The following is a 24,280-nucleotide window of genomic DNA, read 5'->3' as shown; positions in this document are numbered from 1 at the left end:
AGCCTCTGAACTCAGAAGGTTTGAAACAAGAATGCGGATAGTACACCACTCCGCTTAAGATGCCTGGTACTATTAAGCGGTAATACCGAATAGATCAAACTTCTATTGCCACGGTGAAAGGCTGGCGACATCAAGGCATTAATGCCACAATCCACTTTTCTTCGCATGCAGGATGAATGATGAAAAAATTAGCAATCGTTGGGGCATTACTGATGTTGGCAGGGTGCGCCGAGGTGGAAAATTACAACAATGTGGTTAAAACGCCCGCCCCCGCAGGGCTGGAAGGGTACTGGCAGACCAACGGTCCTCAGCGCAAACTGGTGAGTCCGGAAGCGATTGCCAGTCTGGTGGTGACCAAAGAAGGGGATACGCTGGACTGTCGGCAGTGGCAACGGGTTATCGCCCTGCCGGGTAAACTGACCATGCTCTCTGGCGAGTTGACCAACGTGACGGTGAAACGCGAGCTTTATGAAATTGAACGCGAAGGAAATAGCCTGGAATATGATGGCATGACCCTGCAACGCGTCGATCGCCCGACGGTAGAGTGTGCTGCCGCGCTGGAAAAAGCGCCACTCCCTTCAGCATTACCGTAACGTAAAGTACCCCGGCAGGTTTACTGTCGGGGTGTGCGGTTAAATGATCTCTTCAATCACCCACACGCTTACGCTGCCGCCGTTGCAAAAGAACGTCGCTTCCCCATTTTCATCCGTAACCACACGCTCTTCACGATTACCCAGATAATCACACCACGTTTTATTGCCGTAGTTTTCGCCCAGCGTTAGGGTTTTTTCTCCGTCGTCCCCGTTGGACAGCACGACCACGCAGCCAGGATCTTCATCCGTACCGCTGCGGCTAAAAGCAATGCAGTTGGGGTGATCAAACCATAGCGTCTGAATACCGTGAGCAAAACGCTGACGTGCGAGAATGAGCGCATCAAGCTGTTCAATGACGGGCATATCAATCGCGTAGGTTTCGCCATCGCCGCCGGTATCTTCGTAGTGCGCACCGTAGAGATCGGGATAAAACACAGACGGTACGCCATTTTCCCGCAGCAGGATCAACGCGTAGGCGAGAGGTTTAAACCAGGCCTCGACCGGCGCCTCCAGTGCCTGCAATGGCTGAGTGTCATGGTTAGCCACCAGAGTGACCGCGTGAAAAGGATCGGCTTCAACCAGCGTACCGGTGAAAATCTGGCTCATGTCATAGTCACGCCCCTGACGGGAAGCCTCGTGAAATTTCATTTGCAGCGGGGCGTCGAAGAGCATCGTTTTCCCCTCGACCTGATCGATATAGGCTTGCAGCTTGTCCACTTCATGCGACCAGTATTCGGCGACAATAAACAGCGGTTTCGGCGCGACTTCCTGAACGTGTTCAATCCACTCTTTATAAAACCAGGCCGGGATATGCTTCACGGCATCCAGGCGAAACCCGTCACACTGCGTCTGGTCCATGACCCAGCGCGCCCAGTACTTGATCTCTTCGGTGACGGCATGGTTGCGAAAGTCGATATTTTCGCCCATCAGATAATCAAAATTACCCATTTCGTCATCGACCTGCTCGTTCCAGCCCTCGCCGGTATAGTCATTAACGATTTTAAAAATCCCGTCTTCGTCCGGGTTTTCAATATGGTCGATGCCGCTAAAGCATTTGAAGTCCCAGATAAACTGGGAATATTGACCCGCACGGGCAGGGAAGGTGTAGCGCGTCCAGCCTTCGCATTCGATAATTTCATCATCGATTTGGGTGCGATCGTCTTCATTCACCCGCTGAACACGAATGGCCTCTTTCTCATCTGCGCCCATTTTGTGGTTGACCACGACATCGAGAAGCACCGCTATCTCGTTTTTCTTCAGTGCATCGATCGCCGCTAACAGTTGTGCCTTATCACCATATTTGGTGGCAACAGAGCCTTTTTGATCAAACTCACCCAGATCGAACAGATCGTAAGAGTCGTAGCCAACGGAATACCCCCCCGATGCGCCTTTGTACGCCGGAGGAAGCCAGACCATGTTGATGCCAATATCGTTGAGGCCATCTGCCCGCTCAGCCAGTTCCGACCAGAGCTTTCCGCCCTCAGGGTAATACCAGTGGAAGTACTGTAATAAGGTGGGATTTTTCATCTTCCGTGCTCCAAAGGTCATTGAGACAACCTCTGGAGTATGGAAGATAATTTCTCTTATCGCGGGAATTATTGACCGGCAACGGGGGCATTAGGGACCAATAGCATGCCGGAAAGGCGTCCATAGGTATTATTAATTGTCTGTTGACGGCTTGACTGGCCAATCAGGCTACTTAACTCATCCAGTCGTTGTTGCAACAGAACTTTCAGGAGAACTTCATTATCGAGCGTCTCTTTGATGTAGCCCGCCACGATATCCTGAATACTTCGCGTAATGCCCGGTGGAGTTTGAGTTTCAACGACCGCTTCAATACTTTGCAGGTAGGTGACTTCCTGCTCCAGTAAGTGGTCCCATTCACCTCGCTGTGCTAATTCAAGCAGCGACTGACTGAGACGTGCGATGTGTTGCCAACGGTTGATAAACTCCACGGTCGTTGTCATTAACGAGACTCCTGGGATGATGCTTTCGGTGAGATCTGCTTCCAGGCATCCGCAATATTGCTGAGCAACCCTTCCACTTCTTCGATAGCCTGGCCATCATTACGCAGATTGGCCTGTAATAAACGGCGAATCATATAGTCATACAGCGCGGAGAGGTTAGTTGCTAACTCGCCACCTTGCTCATGATCCAGTCCGGCCTTGAGCCCGTTATCAATAATATTGATCGCTTTACTGAGCGCTTCACCTTTCGCCACAATATCGCCTTGTTCGAGGAACAGGCGAGCGCGTACCAGGGCACTGTTCGCACCGTCGAACAGCATTTCGATCAACTGGTGCGGACTCGCACTCATTACGGCGCTTTCTACGCTGACTTGCGCATAGGCCTTAGTACCGCTCGCGGTATACATATTTACCTCGTGTTATCAGGAATTACTCATCGCAGTAAATTGCTGGCTCAGATAGTTACTGGTGTTATTCAGTTTGCTCATCATGGTATCCAGTTGGGTAAACTGGGCCTTATAACGAGCTATGGTATCGTCGATGCTGGAGCTGACGGCTAAATATTGCTTGGTCAGTTTTTTCAGCGTCGCGTTCACATTGTCCTGGGCGCTGTCGATAATTCCGTCATCGGCCAGATAATCTTTCACCAGAGAAGAGATTTTGGTCGTAATACCGGTCTCTTTACCATCACCTACCAACAGTTCACGCGTACCGGCCGTATTCTCATCCAGCGCTTTTTTCAGTTTGGCATCATCAATTTTTAATTTCCCGGTCGCGCCGTCCTGGGCAATGCCAATTTCGTTCAGCGTTTTGAATACCGAAGTACTTTCGCTGTTCGCAAACTGCGCGCGGATCCCGGTCTGAATGGTACGTACCACGCTATCACCTAACAGCGCGCCGTTTGACTCATCCTGAGCCTCGGCACCCTGATCGACTTCGGTATATTTGGTCAGCGTTCCGAAGGTATCAATCAGCGCGTTATAGGCATCAACCCAGCCTTTGATGGCCTCGGTTGATTTATCGTTCGATTTGGTGACCGTTACTTTTGCGTCAGTGACTTCTTTCGTCAGCGTGAGCGTTACGCCTTGTGGCGCATCAGTAATGGTGTTGCTCTGACGCACAATATTAATGCCGTTCACCGTCAAATTAGCATCCTGCGCGGGCACTAACTGTTTCATATTTCCAGTGCCACTGGTGCTGTCATAGGCCAGCAAATCGCTAAGCTTAGTGTCGCCATCCACTGAAATCGTCATTTGACTGTCAGTGCCGGTTTCCGCGGTCAGCACCAACTGATAATCGCCTTCTTTTACCTTAACGATGCTGGCGGAAATACCGCTGTCCGTGTCGTTAATCGCGTCGCGAATACCTTCCAGGGAGGTCTGATCGTTGGTCAGCTTGATTTCTAATGGTTCCTCACGACCCTTTTGTTCAATTTTCAGTGTGCGGGTTGTGGCCGTTAGATCGCCTAATTTATCTTTCTCGGAGCTGACCTGTACATCAGTTGTCAGAGACTGCGCCTGCGCCAGTTTAGTGACGCTCACGGTATATATCCCAGGGGATGCCCCTGCGGTGGTGGCAACGCCTAAATCGGTGGTGCTACTGGTAATTTTGGTGCTTTTAAACAGGTCTGCATTATTCAGCGCGGTATTCGCTGTCTGGAATTTTTCTAACGCGCTTTTTAAGGTTCCATATGCCGTCAGGCGCGCGGTATTAGCACTTTGCTGCTGGGTAATTGGCGTTAAACGTCTTTTCTCAGCAGTGGTCAGGTTCGTTAGCAATGTATCCAGCGGTAAGTTTGAGCCGACACCTAATGATGTAAATGAAGCCATACCAAATTCCTTGTGATTGCAAACAGTAGTTAACGGCGTTATCGGCAATCTGAGGGCAAAGTTTAATAAAATTTATATGAAAATAATAAGGGGAATAATGCCATATAAAGAGGGTATTTCGCGGACTAAAAAAAAGATCGCGAAAACTAAAAATTCTCTAAAGATCGAATTTAAGGTGCCGATACATGGGTTACGGTGAGAAACCGTGGGCAACGGCCCAATAACATCAAGATATAATTGATAAGGAAAAGATTATGGCACAAGTCATCAATACTAACAGCCTGTCGCTGTTGACCCAAAACAACCTGAACAAATCCCAGGGTACCCTGAGCTCTGCTATCGAGCGTCTGTCCTCTGGTCTGCGTATCAACAGCGCGAAAGATGACGCTGCTGGTCAGGCGATTGCGAACCGTTTCACTTCAAACATCAAAGGTTTGACTCAGGCTTCTCGTAACGCCAACGACGGTATCTCTGTTGCTCAGACAACTGAAGGTTCTCTGAACGAAATCAACAACAACCTGCAGCGTATCCGTGAACTGTCTGTTCAGGCAGCTAACGGTTCTAACTCTGATTCTGACCTGTCTTCTATCCAGGACGAAATTAAACAGCGCCTGAGCGAAATTGACCGTGTTTCTGGTCAGACTCAGTTTAACGGCACCAAAATCCTGAGCAAAGATCAGACTCTGACCATCCAGGTTGGCGCTAACGATGGCGAAACCATCGATATCAACCTGCAGGAAATCACCTCTAAAACTCTGGGTCTGGATAGCTTCAACGTTAACGGTCCGAAAGGCGAAGTTACTACTGCTACCACCGCTGACTTCGAGAAGTTCTACGGTTCTACTACCCAGGTATCTAGCGCAAGCGTATCTGAAGCAAAAACTGATGCTCTGGCTACCCGTCTGGGCGTTGGTACCGCAAACGTTGCATTCGATTCTGCAAGCGTATACACCGATGAAAAAGGCAACCTGTTCGCGAAAGTTAGCGTGACTGCTAGCAACGCGGCTGAGTCTAACAACCTGAAAGCGAACGGTTTTGAAATCGCTAGTGGTTCTAGCGCCAGCTTCTACGTTGCCCTGGATCCGCAGGCTGCGGATACCACTACCGCAACGAAAGCCGCTTTCACTATCGATACCGACAACCTGAGCTTCAAGAGCATGACTACCGGTGCGACCTCTGGCGCGCTGGACAAAATTGACAAGGCTCTGGCTAAAGTTGACGAATTCCGTAGCTCCCTGGGTGCGATTCAGAACCGTTTCGAATCTGCCATCACTAACCTGGGCAACACCGTAAACAACCTGTCTTCTGCACGTAGCCGTATCGAAGACGCTGATTACGCGACAGAAGTTTCTAACATGTCTCGTGCGCAGATCCTGCAGCAGGCTGGTACTTCTGTACTGGCTCAGGCTAACCAGGTTCCGCAGGGCGTTCTGTCTCTGCTGCGTTAATTCATTATCGCTTACTCAAGCCAACCTTCGGGTTGGCTTTTTTGTTTTTGGGCAATGCCGGAATAAGCCCCTCCGGAGCGTCATGCTTAACGCATTGAAGGACGCGTTGACTTTATATAGTAAAGGAAAAGTTCGACTTAACAGGAACGACATATGACAACCCAAGAGGCTATTGAGACGCCTTGCGCTCTGACATCCCCTTTAGCTTTGCAATCAGATCCGATGTTATCTCCCGAGCATATCGCGGCGATGACCAGCCTTTATGGCTTCGAAAGCGCACCTACAAATACGGCCAGAGTGTTGGTATTGGGTTGCGGGCGGGGCGACAGTTTGTTGCCCTTTGCGCTTACGAACCCGGATGCGCAGGTCATTGGTATTGATATTGATACCGGGATCATTCAGCAGGGTGAGCTATTACGTCAGACCGCAGGGGCGCATAATGTGCAACTGGGTGCACTATCGTTAAACCAGTTGGTTGAACTTGAGGTCGGGCAGCAGGACTATATTTTTGTCCAGGGCGATCTGGCCTATCTGGACAATAACAGCCGGCAGGTCATTCTCGGCTGGTGCCGTCAATGGCTGGCTGATAACGGCGTGCTGGCAGTTCGCTGGCCATGCCACCCAGGTGCGCGCCATGATGAAACCTTAAGAGATGCAATGTTGTTGCACAGCAGCCTGGCCACCACGGTGGATGAGCAGGTCAGTAGCGCCAGGGCAATGGCCACCTTTTTGTCTCTGGGAGCCGTGGGGCAGCATGCCGACAAATTGCAATCCAGCCTGAAAGCGGTTGAAAACCTCAGCGATACCAGTCTGGCAATGCGCTATCTCAGCGGAATGGGAGAGGCTAATTATCTGGTAGATTTCAACCAGATGGTAGAACAAAGCGATCTCTGCTATCTCGGCGATGCCCGTCCGTGGACGGAAATGGCGGAGTACTATGGTGACAATGTTCAACTGCTGTTGAATACCATTTGCCCGCAGGAGAATAAGATCTTACGCCAGCAGTATCTGGATTTTGCAACCCAGCGCAGCGAACGCTTCAGTCTGCTCGTCGCTGCTGCGCATCAACCCCAGGTCGCAGCCGCACCCGATTTTAAGGCGCTTGAGAAACTAAACTGGGCTGGCCATTTCCAGCGCTATTTTTCGCATGAGGATAACACCACTGGGCTTCTGACCAATGATGGCAAGCAGATGCAAATCAGCCATAAGCTAACGTTATCGGTCCTGGACCTGCTGGGTGAAGTCTGGCCATACAGTCTGTCGTTTGATGACATTGCGGCACAGACCTGTATCCCAGGAGAAGATCCCGTTCAGCATCGCCAGGCTGTACTGCGGGTAATGCGGGCGCTGTTTATTAAAGGGATCCCTTCGCTTCACTACTGTAAAGGGCCGGATGCCTGGCGGCGTAACGGTACCCGCGCGGTAATGCCACATAAAGCGGTTACGGCAATTTTGAATGCCTGTCCGGAAACCTCTTCGCTGTTCAATTTCTGGTATGAAACATTCAATGTGAATTCTGAAGAGTGCAATTTACTCCAGCAGTCTGATTTATCGGTAAATGCGGAAAACTATCCGCTGTTGAAGGGATTGCGCCAAAAAGGGCTGCTAATGGGGTCACCGTTGGCCTGGCAGAAGTACTATCAGCAAACGTTACTGGTGCAGGAGGGGCAGGAGAGTATCGCGCAGATGATCCCGCTGATGCTCTTCAGTAGCCCTCTTTTTGACTTACAGGGCTCAAGACGAACTGCCTCCACTTCGAAGACGAATCCTGAGCGACTGGATAATAAAAAAATGAAGAAGATTAACGCGTTCTTCAGCCGCCAGGAGTACCAGCAGGCGTTAAATTACTTGTTGGAACTGAATGCCCAGGAGCCAGCTAATCCTGCGATTTGGTCTCAACTTTCTCATGTTTACATGGGGATGCAAAACTATCCGAAAGCCCTGGATGCCTTTATGCATCTCTTTACACTTGATTCGCGAACGTGGCTGTTCTACCAACAATTTGTCATGTTGCTTATTAAATTGGAGCGCACATGGCATGCGGAGAGACTGGCGCTCTGCGCTTTGCGATTAGATGAAAACAGCCAAATGTTATGGGCCTATCTTGCGAGGATAGAGTTAGGCAATGGAAATCTTCAGCTTGGCCACTCTTATCTTGAAAAATCGCTGTCGATCGATCCAAATTACATTATGGCGGTTTCGTTAATGGGCACGTTATGTGCCGATCAATCCAGGCAAGATGAATCGCTAGAATGGCTACGCAAAGCCTGCGAACTGGCACCGTCTGATTTCAACTTCATGACGAACTATTTGTTTGCGTTAATTCATCATCAAGGCAGTAATGCGGAATTCGTTTTCAATGAACATCGCCGCTACGGGGAGCGAGTCACTCAGTGGGCTAAACAGCAGAAGATCACCTTCAGCTATCCACAACCCTGTGACCCGGCGCGCAAACTGCGGGTAGGCTTCGTCTCTGGCGATTTGCGAAACCATCCCGTTACGAACTTTATTTTGCCAATCTGGCGGGCATTTGACCCACAACAATTTGAACTGTTTGCTTACCACAATTACGGTACTGAAGATGGAATCTCTGATCAGTTAAAAGAAAAAACGTCGGTCTGGCGGAACGTCGCACATCTAAGTGCGGTAGAGCTTGCAAAACAGATAAATGAGGATGGTATTGATATTTTAATCGATCTTTCAGGTCATACTAATTTCAATTGCTTATTGTCGTTTGCTCTTCGTCCCGCACCGGTATCCATGTCATTTATCGGCTACCCCGGCACCACTGGCCTTACCCAAATGGATTACTATCTGGCACATAACAAAATGGCCTATCCAGGGGAGATGGACGAACAGTTTACAGAATCGCTGATTTATCTGCCGTTTAACGAGCAGTTTACGTTATTCCAGAATGCGCCAGCGGTCGTCCCGACGCCGGCCTTGCGCACGGGCACCTTCACCTTTGGCAGCTTTAACCGTCCCAATAAAATTAACAGTGAAGTTTTGGCCTGTTGGGCTGAAGTGCTGAAACAACACGGCGCTGCGCAGATGCTGATTGGTAATATGGTGGACGATGCAATGACTGCGCATTATGAACAGCGCTTTACAGAGTTGGGTATCGATCGTTCACGACTAATCTTCAGAAAGCGCACTGGTGTCTCGTCGTACTTAGCCATGCATGCTGAAGTCGATGTGTTGCTTGATGCCTTCCCGTACCCAGGTGGTACAACCACCAACTTCGCCTTGCAAATGGGCGTGCCGAGCCTGACGCTGATTGGGGAAACGTTTGTATCACGCCAGGGGGCCTCAAACTTACGCCAGTTCAACCTGGACCAGTTCGTGGTGAAGTCGACGGAAGAATATGTCGCCCGCGCACTGGAAATTTCCAGCGATGTCGATGGCCTGAATGCGCTGCGTCTGGGGATGCGCGAGCGTATCCAGTTGAAAAGTTCCGTGGGTGGAACGGCCGCGGTGTATCTGGAGCGCGCCATTAGAGAAGCATGGGAACGCTATTGTCGCGGTGAAAAACCCGCTTCATTCACTGTGCCTGAAGAGGTCGCGCCGACGCAACGGAGTCAATTTACGATAAATAGCGCCTAAATAAAGGGGTATTCCCGTCATTGAAATGGAAGAGGCGACGTTATGCTGAGAGTAATAATAACAGCAGAGCGTTGCCTCTCGGGGAATACGATGAAAGACCCGGTTTTTGTTACCAGCCCCCTAAATTATTTGCTGGCAGTTATTCCTTTATCTTAAAAAAAGATAAATATGCCATTAATTCAATGTATCGGCATTTCCCTTCGGCTCAGGCGCAAAATCTGCCGATGGCATCAGAGATTGCGGAACGAATTTTATGCCTGCCGATGTTTCCAGAACTGTCCGATACCGACCAGCAAAGTATTGCTGAATTAATACGGATCCATGCGTTGGCACGGACGGAAAATAGAATTTGTGTTTAGTTATAAATGTCTCATATTTCAAAAGGTTAATATAAAAGCCTTAAATAACAGCTGTTTTCCGTCATTATTCTGCCGATAGAACACCCTGCAGAAACGGATAATCGTGCCGATAACTCATTTAACGCAGGGCTGTTTATCGTGAATTCAATGTATACCGCTGAAGGTGTAATGGATAAACACTCGCTGTGGCAGCGTTATGTACCGCTGGTGCGTCACGAAGCGTTGCGCCTGCAGGTTCGCTTGCCCGCGAGCGTGGAACTGGACGATCTGCTACAGGCTGGCGGCATCGGGTTATTGAATGCAGTTGACCGATATGACGCTCTGCAAGGAACGGCATTTACTACTTACGCAGTGCAGCGTATTCGTGGGGCCATGCTGGATGAACTACGTAGTCGGGATTGGGTTCCGCGTAGTGTCCGTCGTAATGCTCGCGAAGTGGCACAGGCAATGGGACAACTGGAACAGGAATTAGGACGTAACGCGACGGAAACGGAAGTGGCGGGACGGTTAGCTATTCCTGTGGAAGAGTATCGCCAGATGTTGCTCGATACCAATAACAGCCAACTCTTCTCCTATGACGAATGGCGGGAAGAGCATGGCGACAGTATTGAGCTTGTGACTGACGAACACCAACAGGAAAACCCGCTACAGCAGCTCCTTGAGAGCAATTTACGCCAGCGCGTGATGGATGCCATAGAAGCACTTCCTGAACGTGAACAATTGGTGTTAACGCTCTACTACCAGGAAGAGCTCAATCTGAAAGAGATTGGGGCGGTCCTGGAAGTGGGAGAATCGCGGGTCAGCCAGTTGCACAGTCAGGCCATTAAACGGTTACGCACCAAACTAGGTAAGTTATAGACGGCGACATTGTCTCCTCCGAAAAATGCCGCACAACGTATTGACTAGCAGGAGTTATCATGACTGTGCAGCACTCTAAAAGACGGCCTCTAAGCCGCTACCTGAAAGATTTTAAACACAGCCAGACGCATTGCGCCCATTGCCATAAGCTACTTGATCGCATCACTTTGGTCCGCAAAGGTCAGATTGTTAATAAAATTGCCATTTCCCGGCTGGATACGCTCATGGATGAAGCCGCATGGCAAGAAGAGCAGAAAGAGTGGGTGGCATTATGCCGTTTCTGCGGCGATCTGCACTGCAAAGAGCAGAGCGACTTTTTTGACATTATCGGCTTTAAGCAATTTCTCTTCGAACAGACCGACATGAGCCACGGCACCGTGCGTGAATATGTTGTTCGTCTGCGCCGTCTTGGCAATCATCTCAGTGAGAAGAAAGTATCTCATGATTTGCTGCAGGATGGTTTCCTTGATGAGAATCTGGCGCCGTGGTTGCCTGAAACCAGCACCAATAACTATCGCATTGCGTTGCGCAAGTATGAGCAATACAAAATGCAAACCCACCCCGACAATATGCAGAAATCCTCCTCCTCATCGACTTCTGATATATATTAAAAATGAATAAGATGTAGCAGAGTGGTGTTTGTCCTGACAAATAAACACACTACACTACGGTCGTTCATAACAACATTCGGGGTAAATATGAAATTTGCACTTCTGGGACGGCAGGCGCTGATGAGCGTAATGGCTGTTGCTCTTGTAGTCGGAATGAGCGCGAAGACTTTTGCCGATGAAGGTCTACTCAAAAAGGTGAAAGATCGCGGAACACTGTTGGTGGGGCTGGAAGGAACCTATCCGCCATTCAGTTTCCAGGGTGATGACGGTAAATTAACCGGCTTTGAAGTGGAATTTGCCGAGTCGCTGGCGAAGCATCTGGGCGTTAAAGCGACCCTGAAACCGACCAAATGGGACGGGATGCTGGCTTCTCTCGACTCAAAACGTATCGATGTGGTCATCAATCAGGTCACCATCTCGGATGAGCGTAAGAAAAAGTATGATTTTTCTACCCCGTATACCGTTTCCGGTATCCAGGCGCTGGTGAAAAAGGGCAATGAGGGCGCTATCAAGACGGCTGCCGATCTGAAAGATAAGAAGGTAGGCGTAGGTCTGGGTACTAACTATGAAGAGTGGTTGCGCCAGAACGTCCAGGGCGTTGACATTCGTACTTATGACGATGACCCGACAAAATATCAGGATCTGCGCGTTGGCCGTATTGATGCCATTCTGGTCGATCGTCTGGCCGCACTGGACTTGGTGAAAAAGACCAAAGACACTCTGGCGGTGACCGGTGAAGCGTTCTCTCGCCAGGAATCCGGCGTTGCGCTGCGCAAAGGTAATGAAGACCTTCTGAAAGCGGTCGATGCGGCCATTGCCCAGATGCAACAAGACGGCTCGCTGAAGGCCCTCTCGGAAAAATGGTTCGGCGCGGATGTGACTAAATAATCCGCTAAGTAATAAAAAAAGGCGCTTTAATCAGCGCCTTTTTTATTTCATTCGTTTGAACGTGCATAATAAAAAGAACATCACAACAACAACGTCTGGAGGCTTTATGCCACTGCACAATCTGACACGCTTCCCCCGGCTGGAGTTTATCGGCGCACCGACGCCGCTCGAATATCTGCCGCGTTTTTCTGACTTCCTTGGGCGTGATATTTTCATCAAGCGCGATGACGTAACGCCGATGGCAATGGGCGGAAATAAACTCCGTAAGCTGGAATTTCTGGCGGCTGACGCACTGCGCGAGGGGGCGGATACGCTGATTACCGCCGGTGCTATTCAATCTAATCATGTGCGCCAGACGGCGGCGGTAGCGTCTAAGCTTGGTTTGCACTGCGTGGCGCTGCTGGAAAACCCGATCGGTACCACGGCAGAAAACTACCTGACCAACGGTAACCGCCTGCTGTTGGACCTGTTCAACACGCAAATCGAAATGTGTGAGGCGCTGACGGATCCGGATGCGCAGTTACAGGCGCTGGCGACACGTATTGAAGCGCAGGGGTTTCGCCCGTATGTAATTCCGGTTGGCGGCTCTAATGCGCTGGGCGCTATGGGCTATGTTGAAAGCGCGCTGGAGATTGCTCAGCAGTGCGAAGGGGCGGTTCAGCTCTCTTCCGTGGTGGTAGCGTCGGGAAGTGCCGGGACGCACGCCGGACTGGCAATTGGGCTTGAGCAACTGATGCCGGACGTTGATTTGATTGGGATTACGGTGTCCCGTAAGGTCGCCGATCAGAAGCCAAAGGTCGTTACTCTGCAACAGGCTATCGCCAAAGAGCTGGAACTTTCGGCGTCAGCAGACATTATATTATGGGATGACTATTTTGCGCCGGGTTATGGCATGCCCAATGAAGAAGGAATGGAAGCGGTGAAGCTGCTGGCGCGTCTTGAAGGGATCCTCCTCGATCCCGTCTATACCGGAAAGGCGATGGCCGGGTTAATTGACGGCATCAGCCAGAAACGTTTTAAAGATGAAGGACCCATTCTCTTTGTTCATACCGGTGGGGCACCCGCGCTGTTTGCCTACCATCCCCATGTTTAACGTTCAGGTAGAAAAACGCTAATGCAAGAGAGTATCCAACTGGTTATTGATTCCCTGCCGTTTCTGCTGAAAGGGGCCGTTTTTACCCTGCAACTCAGCATCGGTGGGATGTTTTTCGGCCTGCTGCTGGGATTTGTCCTCGCACTGATGCGTTTGTCGCCGCTGGCCCCTGTTCGGTGGCTGGCGCGGTTTTATATCTCTATTTTTCGCGGAACACCGCTGATCGCCCAACTGTTCATGATTTATTACGGTCTGCCACAGTTTGGTATCGAACTCGATCCCATTCCGTCGGCGATGATTGGTTTGTCGCTTAATACGGCAGCCTACGCCGCTGAGACGCTGCGTGCGGCGATATCGTCCATTGATAAAGGCCAGTGGGAGGCGGCGGCCAGTATTGGGATGACGCCGTGGCAGACGATGCGGCGCGCGATTTTGCCACAGGCCGCCAGGGTGGCGTTACCTCCGCTCAGCAACAGTTTTATCAGCCTGGTTAAAGATACTTCGCTGGCCGCGACGATTCAGGTTCCGGAACTGTTCCGTCAGGCACAGCTCATCACCTCGCGCACGCTGGAAGTCTTCACCATGTATCTGGCGGCCTCGTTGATCTACTGGATCATGGCAACCGTCCTTTCGTCGCTGCAAAACTATTTCGAGAATCAACTTAACCGCCAGGAGAGAGAGCCAAAATGAGCGCGATCGAAGTCAAAAACCTGGTTAAAAAATTCCATGGGCAGACGGTATTGCACGGTATCGATCTGGAAGTCAGTACCGGGGAAGTGGTGGCCATTATCGGACCCAGCGGTTCGGGTAAAACCACGCTTCTGCGCAGTATTAATCTGCTGGAACAGCCGGAAAACGGGACGATCAGAGTGGGGGATATCACCATTGATACCGCCCACTCATTAAGCAAGCAGAAAGCGTTGATTCGGCAATTGCGTCAGCATGTCGGTTTTGTGTTTCAGAACTTCAATCTCTTCCCGCACCGCACGGTGCTGGAAAATATCATTGAAGGTCCCGTTATCGTGAAGGGCGAATCAAAAGACGAGGTGACGGCGCTGGCGCGGGAACTGTTGGCTAAAGTGGGGCTGGCAGGCAAAGAAACCAGCTATCCACGGCGCTTATCGGGAGGACAGCAGCAGCGTGTCGCCATCGCGCGCGCGCTGGCAATGCGTCCGGATGTGATTTTGTTTGATGAGCCGACCTCTGCACTCGACCCTGAGCTGGTAGGGGAGGTGCTCAATACGATCCGCCAACTGGCGCAGGAAAAGCGCACCATGGTCATTGTGACCCATGAGATGAGCTTCGCCCGTGATGTTGCTGACAGGGCGATATTTATGGACCAGGGGCGGATAGTAGAACAAGGGGCGGCCAAAGATTTATTTACGCATCCTCAACAACCCCGAACGCGTCAATTTCTGGAGAAGTTTCTCGTTCAGTAATGGGGTTTTCTGGCTCGCCCGGGGTAATGACATCGGGCGAGCTAAAGCATAAATATTGCTATCGCGTCGCATAACTATCGCTAATAATTCTCTCTTTGCCGCATTTTAAAAAACAGTCCTCAAGTAATTCCCGCCTTGACCGATATTTTCTACATATACCATAGGGTTATGTGTTAGGTTAATTATCACATCGAATGATTCTCACTCTCAAGGCGCGATGACTAAGTATGCAGGAAACTGATTTTTTCACCTGGCGACGCGCCACACTGCGACGTTTTCAGGAAATGGCGGCGACTGAAGATGTCTACACAGAATTACAGAACCAGACTCAATTGCTAGGGTTTGATTATTATGCACTCTGCGTCAGACATCCCGTTCCGTTTACCCGACCTAAAATTTCTGTGCATACGACTTATCCGCAAGCGTGGGTAGCGCAATATCAGGCAGAAAATTTTTTCGCTATTGATCCCGTCCTGAAGCCGGAAAATTTTATTCAGGGACATCTTCCGTGGAACGAGGCGTTATTCAGCGAAGCGGAAACAATGTGGGAGGCTGCACGTTCACACGGTTTACGCAAAGGAATAACCCAGTGTTTAATGTTGCCAAACCGGGCGTTGGGGTTCCTCTCTGTTTCACGTTCCAGCATGATTAATTCACCCTTCACCAATGAAGTCGTTGAGTTGAAAATGCAATTACTGGTTCGCGAGAGCTTAACGGTGCTCTCCCGACTGGAAGACGAAATGGTAATGGCGCCGGAGATGCGCTTTAGCAAACGAGAAAAAGAAATACTGAAATGGACAGCGGAAGGGAAGACGTCGTCAGAAATTGCGATAATTCTTTCAATTTCAGAAAATACCGTCAATTTTCATCAGAAGAATATGCAGAAGAAGTTCAACGCGCCGAACAAAACACAAATTGCCTGTTATGCGGCAGCCACCGGCCTGATTTGAAATGTTGAACGTTCTGCGTGCCAGACGATAAACCGGCTGAAAGCAGTGCTCTCAGCCGGTTTTTCTTTACTGACGGTAAGCTTGTTTAATCTGCTTAACGGTACTGGAAAATACTGCAGCCTGCGTTTCGTCTTCGACTAACGCGATCTGTTTTTCCATCTTAAGAATCACACGGCCCGCATCGGCCTGGCCCATGGCCTGGAGCATCAGCGTTAACAGCGCCTTAAGGCAGGTGACTTCATTAGCCAGTTCTTGATTATTCTCGGCTGTGGAAAAATCAGGCGTACTCATTTATTTTCCTCGATCTGTAACAGTAAAATTGTGCGAAGGTTAATGTTAAGGTCGCGGAGTATACCATAAGCTAAGCGAAAAATAGCAGTGGTTGTTTTTTGATCGAAACCGGTGGCTAACTATTAAATTAAAAGGCAATTTGCAAGTGCATATATTTTCCCCATTTATTGTTTGTGCCAGGTATTTGTATCGTTAATAGTTGTTACAAACCTGCGCGTTTATTTAGCGATTAAGTGGCAGACTGTGATTTTTTGTCACTTTTCTGAAACGCCTGAGCAGAATATTTGTTGATGTAACAACCAGTTTGTCGTGCCGCTTTCCACAAGCCGTATCGTTTGATTTCCAAAAACGAGAGCAAAATCGGTTGCCGGACGTTTTTTGCGTTTCAAAGTTGAGATAAAACCCGCTAATATAGTCATGATGAACTATCAGTAGCGTTATCCCTATTCTGGAGATATTCCTTTGATCAACGTCCTTCTTGTTGATGACCACGAACTGGTGCGCGCAGGGATACGACGCATTCTGGAAGATGTAAAGGGTATTAAAGTTGTCGGTGAAGCAAGTTGTGGTGAAGATGCCGTTAAGTGGTGTCGCGCCAACGCCGTCGATGTCGTATTGATGGACATGAACATGCCAGGTATTGGTGGCCTTGAAGCAACGCGTAAAATTGCGCGTTCGTCTGCCGATATTAAAGTGATTATGTTAACCGTCCATACGGAAAACCCGTTACCTGCAAAAGTTATGCAGGCCGGTGCAGCAGGGTACCTGAGCAAGGGTGCTGCACCTCAGGAAGTGGTGAGTGCAATTCGCTCGGTATACTCCGGGCAGCGATACATTGCATCAGACATTGCGCAGCAAATGGCGCTGAGCCAGATCGAGCCTGAAAAAACGGAAACCCCGTTTGCCAGTTTGTCTGAACGTGAATTGCAGATTATGCTGATGATCACTAAAGGTCAGAAGGTTAATGAGATTTCGGAACAGCTGAATCTCAGTCCTAAAACGGTGAACAGCTATCGCTATCGTATGTTCAGTAAATTAAACATTCATGGTGATGTTGAGCTGACGCACCTGGCAATTCGCCATGGCCTGTGTAATGCGGAGTCGTTAACAAGCCAGTGAGTGTTCAGTTTGATGCGAAAGCGTTCTTAAAAACCGTTACCAGCCAACCCGGCGTTTATCGTATGTACGATGCCGGTGGTACGGTCATTTATGTGGGGAAAGCGAAAGACCTGAAAAAACGGCTTTCCAGCTACTTCCGCAGCAACCTGGCTTCTCGTAAAACAGAAGCGCTGGTTGCCCTTATTCAGCATATCGATGTCACAGTAACGCATACCGAGACGGAAGCGTTACTGCTCGAACATAATTACATCAAGTTGTACCAGCCGCGTTATAACGTGCTGTTACGCGATGATAAATCCTATCCTTTTATTTTCCTGAGCGGTGATACGCATCCTCGCCTGGCGATGCATCGCGGCGCGAAGCATGCGAAAGGGGAATATTTTGGCCCCTTCCCGAACGGCTACGCTGTGCGCGAAACGCTGGCGCTGTTACAGAAAATTTTCCCGATCCGCCAGTGCGAAAACAGCGTCTATCGCAACCGCTCGCGTCCTTGCTTGCAGTATCAGATTGGCCGTTGTCTTGGGCCATGTGTCGAAGGACTGGTCAGCGAGGAAGAGTACGCGCAGCAGGTGGAATACGTTCGGCTGTTCCTGGCCGGGAAAGATGATCAGGTGTTAACCCAGCTGATCGCGCGGATGGAAAAGGCCAGTCAGAACCTGGCGTTTGAAGAAGCCGCCCGTATCCGCGATCAAATACAGGCCGTACGCCGCGTGACCGAAAAACAGTTCGTTTCCAATACGGGCGACGATCTTGACGTTATCGGCGTCTCTTTCGATGCCGGAATGGCCTGTGTTCACGTTCTCTTTATTCGTCAGGGTAAAGTGTTGGGGAGCCGTAGCTATTTCCCTAAAGTACCGGGTGGCACTGAACTGGGAGAGGTTGTTGAAACTTTCGTCGGACAGTTTTACCTTCAGGGTAGCCAGATGCGTACCCTGCCGGGCGAAATTCTGCTCGACTTTAATCTGAGCGATAAAACGCTGCTGGCAGATTCTCTGAGCGAACTGGCGGGGCGGCGTATCAACGTGCAGACCAAACCGCGCGGCGACCGCGCGCGCTACCTGAAACTGGCGCGTACCAATGCGGCGACGGCGCTGACAACCAAACTTTCCCAACAGTCCACCATTACCCAGCGACTGACCGCGCTGGCGACGGTACTGAAGCTCCCTGCGATAAATCGAATGGAATGTTTCGACATCAGCCATACGATGGGAGAACAGACAGTCGCGTCATGCGTGGTTTTTGACGCGAATGGACCCCTGCGTGCGGAGTACCGTCGCTACAATATTACCGGCATTACGCCCGGCGATGACTATGCGGCGATGAATCAGGTTTTACGCCGTCGCTATGGTAAGGCCATCGAGGAAAATAAAATTCCGGATGTGATCCTGATCGACGGCGGGAAAGGGCAACTGGGGCAGGCGAAAGCGGTATTCGCTGAACTGGATGTTCCCTGGGATAAAAACACGCCTCTGCTGTTGGGCGTGGCGAAAGGTGCCGATCGTAAAGCCGGACTGGAGACACTGTTCTTTGAACCGGAAGGCGAAGGCTTTAGTTTGCCGCCGGATTCGCCGGCGCTACATGTGATTCAGCATATCCGCGATGAGTCTCACGACCATGCGATTGGCGGGCATCGTAAAAAGCGGGCGAAGGTAAAAAACACCAGTACGCTGGAGACGATCGAAGGCGTCGGGCCTAAACGTCGGCAAATGCTGTTGAAATATATGGGTGGATTGCAAGGATTACGTAACGCAAGCGTTGATGAAATTGCAAAAGTGCCGGGTATTTCGCAAGGACTGGCAGAAAAGATCTTCCATTCGTTGAAACATTGACTCCTCTGTAGCAACATAGGGGTAATTTCTCTGACAACAGATAGTTACCCGTCACTATGCAATTTAATATTCCAACGTTGCTTACGCTGTTTCGCGTCATCCTGATCCCATTCTTTGTTGTGGTGTTTTATCTGCCATTTACCTGGTCGCCTTTTGTTGCCGCGCTGATCTTCTGTATCGCGGCGATAACCGACTGGTTTGATGGCTATCTGGCGCGTCGCTGGAACCAGAGCACCCGCTTTGGCGCATTTCTTGACCCCGTGGCTGACAAAGTGTTGGTCGCCATTGCGATGGTGCTGGTCACTGAACACTATCACAGCTGGTGGGTCACGCTGCCTGCGGCAACGATGATAGCGCGTGAGATTATTATTTCCGCACTGCGCGAATGGATGGCAGAACTGGGCAAGCGGAGCAGCGTGGCGGTGTCGTGGATTGGTAAAGTGAAAACCACCTCACAAATGGTGGCGCTGGCGTGGCTGCTGTGGCGTCCGAATATTTGGGTTGAGTACGCGGGTATTGCACTGTTCTTCGTCGCTGCGGTGCTGACGCTGTGGTCTATGTTCCAGTATCTGAACGCTGCGCGCGGTGATTTGCTTGATCAGTGATCGTTTCGACGCAAATTTCAGCAAACAAACATAAGTGGCAAAAAATATCGTTGACTCGTTGCGTCAGGTAAGTAGAATGCAACGCATCGAACGGCAGCGCGGTTTGCCAGACGATAGCAAAATCAAGTGATTAACAACGTCCTTGATGATGCGGGAATAGCTCAGTTGGTAGAGCACGACCTTGCCAAGGTCGGGGTCGCGAGTTCGAGTCTCGTTTCCCGCTCCAAATTTAAAGCATCGGCGAAAGCGGGTGTGAGTCATTGAAAGAGATTTAAGGCGCGTTAGCAAAGCGGTTATGTAGCGGATTGCAAATCCGTCTAGTCCGGTTCGACTCCGGAACGCGCCTCCACTTTCTTCCCGAGCCCGGATGGTGGAATCGGTAGACACAAGGGATTTAAAATCCCTCGGCGTTCGCGCTGTGCGGGTTCAAGTCCCGCTCCGGGTACCATGGGAAAGACAAGAATAATCAAAGCAATAAGCAGTGTCGTGAAACCACCTACGGGTGGTTTTTTTGTGTCTATTGCTTTATTTCATAATATTGATACACGATGTAAAAGCGAAACAGTCACCTGCATGCAATCGCATCAAGCTGAAAAAGCATTCCGGACGCGCCGCCGCGATGAGCAAATTCCGTCTGAATCGACTTTCTGGCAGGGTAGTGACCGTTAAAGCGCTGTTTGATGACTTTCTCCATCACTGGAATATCCCACACATCGCGGAACAGGGCGTCTATCTTTACGACTGATTCCAGCGTCAGGCCAATTGAATTGAGCCTCTCACTCAGATGATCAATAGCACCGTTGATTTGAGCCTCGATAGGCTGTCCGATATTGCCAACGCAGTATGCCTCTACCATCCCGGCATGGGCCCAGTCTTCATTTATTTCATACCTTGTTATTGTCGTCACGATGCAGTCCTTTAACCTTTAACATAATAGGGATATGGTGAATCACCATACTGCCAGATTTCACGGATGGCGTCGTATAGCTGCCTAGGTGGTCGCGGCATTATTGATTAATACTGAAATTACGCCTGCATCGCTTCCCGTCGCAATCAGTATCGGTTTCCTCCTTCGCCATGTAAGATAGCCACAGATAAGGACTATACACAGAGGACAAGTAAGATGAAAACGGGACCGTTAAACGAAAGCGAGCTGGAGTGGCTGGACGATGTACTGACCAGGTACAACACGGAACACGCCATTCTCGACGTCGCGGAGCTGGATGGGCTGCTGACAGCAGTGCTCAGTTCACCGCGTGAAATTGAGCCGGAACAGTGGCTGGTTGCCGTGTGGGGTGGGGCGCAGTATGTCCCGCGTTGGTCCTCAGAAAAAGAGATGACGCGTTTTATGAATCTCGCGTTCCAGCATATGGCGGACACGGCTGACCGTCTGAATGATTTTCCGGAACAGTTTGAACCGCTTTTTGGGCTGCGGGAGATTGAAGGAAGTGAAATAACGATTGTCGAAGAGTGGTGCTTTGGCTACATGCGTGGCGTCGCGCTTTCTGACTGGTCTGCACTACCGGATTCATTGAAGCCTGCTCTTGATGCTATTGCGCTGCATGGCACTGAGGAAAACTTCGAAGTCGTGGAGAAACTCACGCCGGAAGCCTTTGAGGAGAGCGTTGATGCCATTCGCCTTGCTGCGCTGGATCTGCACGCTTACTGGATGGCGCATCCGCAGGAAACGCCGGTTCAGGTGCCGGTGAAGGCGGAAGTTAAGGTCGGGCGCAACGACCCGTGTCCGTGCGGGAGTGGTAAAAAATATAAACAGTGCTGTCTGCACTGAGCATGACGTAATGCCTGATGGCGCTTCGCTTATCAGGCCTATAGAGCGTTGTCGAATTGTAAGCCGGATAAGCGAAGCGCCATCCGGCAAAACCGTTAACCCACCTCAGGCAGCAGTCCGGCAGCAATCAAAAACTGCACCCCGATCACCACGATCCCGCACATAAATACCAACACCAGCGCCGGCGTCCCACCCATAACTCGATAGCCCGCCTGTGGATTCTGTTGCCGACTCCGCCATGTCAACAGAGACGGGATCAGCAGCGCCAGCACCGCCAGCGCGACACCGGCATAGCCCAGCGCCATCACAAAGCCTCTTGGATAGAAAAGGGCAAAGGCCAGTGGGGGCAGAAAGGTGATCGCTCCGGTCTGCAAACGACCAAAAGCCGTGTTACGGCGCTGGAACAGATCGGCAAGATAGTCGAACAACCCCAGCGCAACGCCGAGAAAAGAGGTCGCCAGCGCAAGGTCGGCAAAAAGATGTACCGCCAGTTCAACATGAGGTGATGCGACGACTTCTCGTAGCGCCTGAAGCAGGCCATTGAGCCCGGCATGGTTTGCCAGCAGCCCCATAAAGGTGGTGGAGTCGATACTACCGAGCGTCGCCAGTTGCCAGAAGATATAAGCGACTAACGGGATCGCGCTACCGATAATAAATACCCAGCGCAGTTTACGAATATTGCCATCCATATAGCTCACGATGCTGGGGACGCTTCCGTGAAAACCGAACGAGGTAAAAATGACCGGAATGGCAGAGAGCGCCAGTCCTTGTTCCAGCGGCAGGGTTAAGAGATTGACGCTATGAATATGCGGCATCAGCAGGGCCAGCATCACGATCAGGAAGATAATTTTGGCGCTGAAAAGAAAACGATTGAACAGATCGACCAGCGATGTTCCGACGCAAACGACGCCACCGGCAACAATGGTGAACAGCAGAACGCCTGCGGTCGGTGTCATTTCTGTCCCGACCCAATCACTGATGCTGGAGGCCAGCAATTCCCCGGCACCGCTAATGTATGCTGCCGTCAGGGCATACATGAGAAACATCATACTGAATCCGGTAACCCACTGACCGTAGCGGCCAAGATAACGCTTAGCCAGCGTACCCAGGCCGGTATCCGCCGGGACATGCTGATAAACCTCCAACAGCAGTAGCGCCGTATAACACATCAGGGCCCACAGCCCAATCAGCAACGTCAGGGTTACGCTAAATCCAACGCCAGCCGCCGCTAACGGCATTGCCAACATACCTGCGCCAATCGTGGTGCCTGCTACGATAAAAACACTTCCCAGAGTTCTATTTTTCACGCTTAACACTGTCCTGCCGGTCAACAATAGAGATATCTGCGGCGCAGGGTAAGGCAAAACGCGATTTTCGTCAAATCAGCGTTACAATTGCCGTTCAGAAATATTTACAGTTTTTAGCATCAGCAACCTGCGTTAGCGCAAAGCAGCAGTGGCGGCGTCGCCGTAAGCTGTGCGCTTTATTGAGGAGGAATGATGGAATCGATACACGGTCACGAAGTGTTGAATATGATGATTGAGTCAGGCGAGCAATATTCGACTGAAAGCCTGGTCGCGACAATTAAAGCGCGGTTTGGCGAGCAGGCACGGTTTCACACCTGTTCGGCGTCTGATATGACGGCAGCAGAGCTGGTGGCTTTTCTGGCGGCGAAAGGGAAGTTTATCGCGCAGGATGACGGCTTCTCCACTCACGAGAGCAAGATCTGCCGCCATTAATAAAACGGTGAGGATTTCCTCACCGTTGAACATTAATTTGCTGTATCGAGCGTGGAAAGCTCTTTATCAATAAAATACAAACCTTCGCCGCTTTTACCCGCCAGCGTTAATTTATCAATAACAGATTTAAATAATTTTTCTTCTTCATGCTGCTCGGCAACATACCATTGCAGGAAATTAAAGGTTGGATAATCCTGGCTGGTCATGGCAGCGTGGGCCAGTTCATTAATTTTACGGGTGATCAGTTGTTCGTGCTCGTAGGTCACACGGAATAATTCATCCAGCGACGCATATTCTGCAAACGGCGAAGAGACGGTATTAATGCGTGGTAAACTGCCGGTATCGGTCAGGTAATCAAACAGGCGCTGCATATGGGTCATCTCTTCCTGCGCGTGGCGGCGCAGGAACGCAGCGGCGCCCTCAAAGCTGTGGTAGCTGCACCAGGCGCTCATTTGTTGGTAGAGCAGGGAAGAATATAACTCCAGATTCATTTGCTCATTCAGCTTGTCGATCATTTCTGTTTTCAGCATGGCTCTGCTCCACAATGTTTAATAATAAGATGATGCGGCGTCACTATAATTTGTTAATTAAATATTTGCAAAGGGTAAAATAATAAAGTTATTTATTAAAAATACGAATGGGAATAAAACGCATTAACGCTATGAAATAATGTTTCCGACCAGCCAAAAAGCTGGCCGGTATTATTAATAGTGCGCCCTTGCGGACGGGAAGGCGACGCCCTGGCATTGATAAGCGAGGGTGATAGTGGTGTTGATACACAGTGGACCGACCCAGACGCTACAGGTGCTGACGGGTTGACCAAAGCGTACGGCATTGGCGAACCCCATATCCTGACAGGCGCGAGTCGCGGTTCCCTGCGCCACATAAGTATCCGTCCAGGCGTTCTGGAGCAGAGCCTGACCGTAGCTCAAGCGAACCACGCCGGTCGTCGCACTGGCATCGCTTACCTTAGCCTGTCGCGGGACAGAACACCCGGTCAGAACGAGCAGGGAGAGAGTAAAGATAAGTGTCTTCATGATATCACTCTGAAAAATCGCAGATACGCTATCCTAACTGACAGACGAACGGTTCAATGGCCTGATTAACTTATAGATCAGTAGCGTTTAATCATCACGGTTATACGATTTTCCCGATCGTCAGGCTAAAATGTGAATCCAATATAATTTTATAAAACGATTTTTCATAAAATTTGAAAGTGTGTTTGTGACGTAGTACTGTTTTGCCAACGTCATACACTCAGGGCGGGACG

At 50.3% G+C, this 24,280-nt stretch carries 25 protein-coding genes, 3 tRNA genes and 1 pseudogene; 19 read left to right on the top strand and 10 right to left on the bottom strand.

The features are described 5' to 3' along the window. Positions 1-179 precede the first annotated feature (179 nt). Positions 180-593, top strand: coding sequence for a lipoprotein YedD (gene yedD / locus HVY19_RS12030; RefSeq protein ID WP_181684276.1), 414 nt, complete (start codon positions 180-182; stop codon positions 591-593). A gap of 39 nt (positions 594-632) precedes the next feature. On the opposite strand, the gene amyA is transcribed toward yedD, so the two are convergent. The 4 genes from amyA to fliD all read right to left on the bottom strand — a co-directional run bounded on the left by amyA (position 633) and on the right by fliD (position 4,389). Next, complete coding sequence (gene amyA / locus HVY19_RS12025; protein WP_181680825.1) at positions 633-2,120, bottom strand: alpha-amylase; 1,488 nt, start codon at positions 2,118-2,120, stop codon at positions 633-635. A 68-nt stretch (positions 2,121-2,188) separates the two neighbouring features. Then, positions 2,189-2,560, bottom strand: coding sequence for a flagella biosynthesis regulatory protein FliT (gene fliT / locus HVY19_RS12020; protein WP_181680824.1), 372 nt, complete (start codon positions 2,558-2,560; stop codon positions 2,189-2,191). Then, positions 2,560-2,967 carry a flagellar export chaperone FliS gene (gene fliS, locus HVY19_RS12015; RefSeq protein ID WP_181680823.1) on the bottom strand — a complete coding sequence of 136 codons (408 nt, stop codon included), beginning with the start codon at positions 2,965-2,967 and terminating at the stop codon, positions 2,560-2,562. Before fliS ends, fliT begins: the two co-directional genes overlap by 1 nt. Positions 2,968-2,982: 15 nt before the next feature. Further along, a complete protein-coding gene (fliD, locus tag HVY19_RS12010; RefSeq protein WP_181680822.1) occupies positions 2,983-4,389 on the bottom strand; it encodes a flagellar filament capping protein FliD in 1,407 nt (468 codons plus the stop codon). Positions 4,390-4,643: 254 nt separating this feature from the next. Between fliD and HVY19_RS12005 the strand changes: the two genes are divergently transcribed. From HVY19_RS12005 to sdiA, 10 genes are all read left to right on the top strand, one after another. Continuing rightward, positions 4,644-5,837 carry a FliC/FljB family flagellin gene (locus HVY19_RS12005; protein WP_181680821.1) on the top strand — a complete coding sequence of 398 codons (1,194 nt, stop codon included), beginning with the start codon at positions 4,644-4,646 and terminating at the stop codon, positions 5,835-5,837. A gap of 153 nt (positions 5,838-5,990) precedes the next feature. Then, positions 5,991-9,440 (top strand): methyltransferase regulatory domain-containing protein, encoded by a 3,450-nt coding sequence (locus tag HVY19_RS12000; protein ID WP_181680820.1) that lies wholly within the window; start codon positions 5,991-5,993, stop codon positions 9,438-9,440. Between the two features lie 20 nt (positions 9,441-9,460). Continuing rightward, the gene (locus HVY19_RS20775) at positions 9,461-9,799 is read left to right on the top strand and encodes a DegT/DnrJ/EryC1/StrS family aminotransferase (RefSeq protein ID WP_181680819.1); all 339 of its coding nucleotides are present in this window, start codon (positions 9,461-9,463) and stop codon (positions 9,797-9,799) included. Between the two features lie 138 nt (positions 9,800-9,937). Further along, positions 9,938-10,657, top strand: coding sequence for an RNA polymerase sigma factor FliA (locus tag HVY19_RS11990; RefSeq protein WP_181680818.1), 720 nt, complete (start codon positions 9,938-9,940; stop codon positions 10,655-10,657). A gap of 59 nt (positions 10,658-10,716) precedes the next feature. Next, on the top strand, positions 10,717-11,268 hold the full coding sequence (gene fliZ / locus HVY19_RS11985) for a flagella biosynthesis regulatory protein FliZ (protein ID WP_181680817.1): 552 nt from the start codon (positions 10,717-10,719) through the stop codon (positions 11,266-11,268). 87 nt (positions 11,269-11,355) lie between these two features. Continuing rightward, the gene (gene tcyJ / locus HVY19_RS11980) at positions 11,356-12,156 is read left to right on the top strand and encodes a cystine ABC transporter substrate-binding protein (protein WP_181680816.1); all 801 of its coding nucleotides are present in this window, start codon (positions 11,356-11,358) and stop codon (positions 12,154-12,156) included. A 106-nt stretch (positions 12,157-12,262) separates the two neighbouring features. Further along, on the top strand, positions 12,263-13,249 hold the full coding sequence (gene dcyD, locus HVY19_RS11975; protein ID WP_181680815.1) for a D-cysteine desulfhydrase: 987 nt from the start codon (positions 12,263-12,265) through the stop codon (positions 13,247-13,249). Positions 13,250-13,270: 21 nt separating this feature from the next. Beyond that, the gene (gene tcyL, locus HVY19_RS11970) at positions 13,271-13,939 is read left to right on the top strand and encodes a cystine ABC transporter permease (RefSeq protein ID WP_181680814.1); all 669 of its coding nucleotides are present in this window, start codon (positions 13,271-13,273) and stop codon (positions 13,937-13,939) included. Continuing rightward, the gene (gene tcyN, locus HVY19_RS11965; RefSeq protein ID WP_181680813.1) at positions 13,936-14,688 is read left to right on the top strand and encodes an L-cystine ABC transporter ATP-binding protein TcyN; all 753 of its coding nucleotides are present in this window, start codon (positions 13,936-13,938) and stop codon (positions 14,686-14,688) included. The genes tcyL and tcyN overlap by 4 nt, the downstream gene beginning before the upstream one ends. Positions 14,689-14,915: 227 nt before the next feature. Then, positions 14,916-15,638 carry a transcriptional regulator SdiA gene (gene sdiA, locus HVY19_RS11960; protein ID WP_181680812.1) on the top strand — a complete coding sequence of 241 codons (723 nt, stop codon included), beginning with the start codon at positions 14,916-14,918 and terminating at the stop codon, positions 15,636-15,638. 66 nt (positions 15,639-15,704) lie between these two features. On the opposite strand, the gene HVY19_RS11955 is transcribed toward sdiA, so the two are convergent. Continuing rightward, entirely contained in the window at positions 15,705-15,929 is a 225-nt protein-coding gene (locus HVY19_RS11955; RefSeq protein WP_181680811.1) for a DUF2594 family protein, read from the bottom strand. Continuing rightward, positions 15,926-16,036: pseudogene (locus tag HVY19_RS20885) on the bottom strand (hypothetical protein); the annotation flags it as partial. The pseudogene HVY19_RS20885 and the gene HVY19_RS11955, both read right to left, overlap by 4 nt. Positions 16,037-16,391: 355 nt before the next feature. On the opposite strand from HVY19_RS20885, the gene uvrY reads away from it, so the two are divergent. The 6 genes from uvrY to HVY19_RS11925 all read left to right on the top strand — a co-directional run bounded on the left by uvrY (position 16,392) and on the right by HVY19_RS11925 (position 19,930). Beyond that, on the top strand, positions 16,392-17,048 hold the full coding sequence (uvrY, locus tag HVY19_RS11950) for a UvrY/SirA/GacA family response regulator transcription factor (protein ID WP_181680810.1): 657 nt from the start codon (positions 16,392-16,394) through the stop codon (positions 17,046-17,048). Then, positions 17,045-18,877, top strand: a complete 1,833-nt coding sequence (uvrC, locus tag HVY19_RS11945; RefSeq protein ID WP_181680809.1) for an excinuclease ABC subunit UvrC — start codon at positions 17,045-17,047, stop codon at positions 18,875-18,877. Before uvrY ends, uvrC begins: the two co-directional genes overlap by 4 nt. 56 nt (positions 18,878-18,933) lie before the next feature. After that, complete coding sequence (pgsA, locus tag HVY19_RS11940; RefSeq protein ID WP_181680808.1) at positions 18,934-19,482, top strand: CDP-diacylglycerol--glycerol-3-phosphate 3-phosphatidyltransferase; 549 nt, start codon at positions 18,934-18,936, stop codon at positions 19,480-19,482. Positions 19,483-19,632: 150 nt separating this feature from the next. Continuing rightward, positions 19,633-19,708: transfer RNA gene (locus HVY19_RS11935), tRNA-Gly, on the top strand. Between the two features lie 49 nt (positions 19,709-19,757). Beyond that, positions 19,758-19,831, top strand: a tRNA-Cys gene (locus HVY19_RS11930). Between the two features lie 12 nt (positions 19,832-19,843). Beyond that, positions 19,844-19,930: transfer RNA gene (locus HVY19_RS11925), tRNA-Leu, on the top strand. A 117-nt stretch (positions 19,931-20,047) separates the two neighbouring features. On the opposite strand, the gene HVY19_RS11920 is transcribed toward HVY19_RS11925, so the two are convergent. Continuing rightward, positions 20,048-20,389 (bottom strand): RidA family protein, encoded by a 342-nt coding sequence (locus tag HVY19_RS11920; protein ID WP_181680807.1) that lies wholly within the window; start codon positions 20,387-20,389, stop codon positions 20,048-20,050. Positions 20,390-20,605: 216 nt separating this feature from the next. On the opposite strand from HVY19_RS11920, the gene HVY19_RS11915 reads away from it, so the two are divergent. Continuing rightward, the gene (locus tag HVY19_RS11915; RefSeq protein ID WP_181680806.1) at positions 20,606-21,271 is read left to right on the top strand and encodes a YecA family protein; all 666 of its coding nucleotides are present in this window, start codon (positions 20,606-20,608) and stop codon (positions 21,269-21,271) included. 95 nt (positions 21,272-21,366) lie between these two features. Here HVY19_RS11915 and tyrP read toward each other — a convergent pair whose 3' ends face one another. Beyond that, entirely contained in the window at positions 21,367-22,578 is a 1,212-nt protein-coding gene (tyrP, locus tag HVY19_RS11910) for a tyrosine transporter TyrP (protein ID WP_181680805.1), read from the bottom strand. Between the two features lie 192 nt (positions 22,579-22,770). On the opposite strand from tyrP, the gene HVY19_RS11905 reads away from it, so the two are divergent. Beyond that, positions 22,771-23,010, top strand: a complete 240-nt coding sequence (locus tag HVY19_RS11905) for a YecH family metal-binding protein (RefSeq protein ID WP_181684275.1) — start codon at positions 22,771-22,773, stop codon at positions 23,008-23,010. 32 nt (positions 23,011-23,042) lie between these two features. On the opposite strand, the gene ftnA is transcribed toward HVY19_RS11905, so the two are convergent. Together ftnA and yecR are read right to left on the bottom strand one after the other, a co-directional pair. Beyond that, positions 23,043-23,540, bottom strand: a complete 498-nt coding sequence (ftnA, locus tag HVY19_RS11900) for a non-heme ferritin (RefSeq protein WP_181680804.1) — start codon at positions 23,538-23,540, stop codon at positions 23,043-23,045. A 174-nt stretch (positions 23,541-23,714) separates the two neighbouring features. Next, positions 23,715-24,047 (bottom strand): YecR family lipoprotein, encoded by a 333-nt coding sequence (gene yecR / locus HVY19_RS11895; protein WP_181680803.1) that lies wholly within the window; start codon positions 24,045-24,047, stop codon positions 23,715-23,717. Positions 24,048-24,280 lie beyond the last annotated feature (233 nt).

It is taken from the genome of Citrobacter sp. RHB25-C09 (assembly GCF_013836145.1).
GTDB lineage: Bacteria > Pseudomonadota > Gammaproteobacteria > Enterobacterales > Enterobacteriaceae > Citrobacter_A.
The sequence above is the reverse complement of the archived record's forward strand: the minus strand, read 5'-3'. Positions and strand labels throughout refer to the sequence as shown.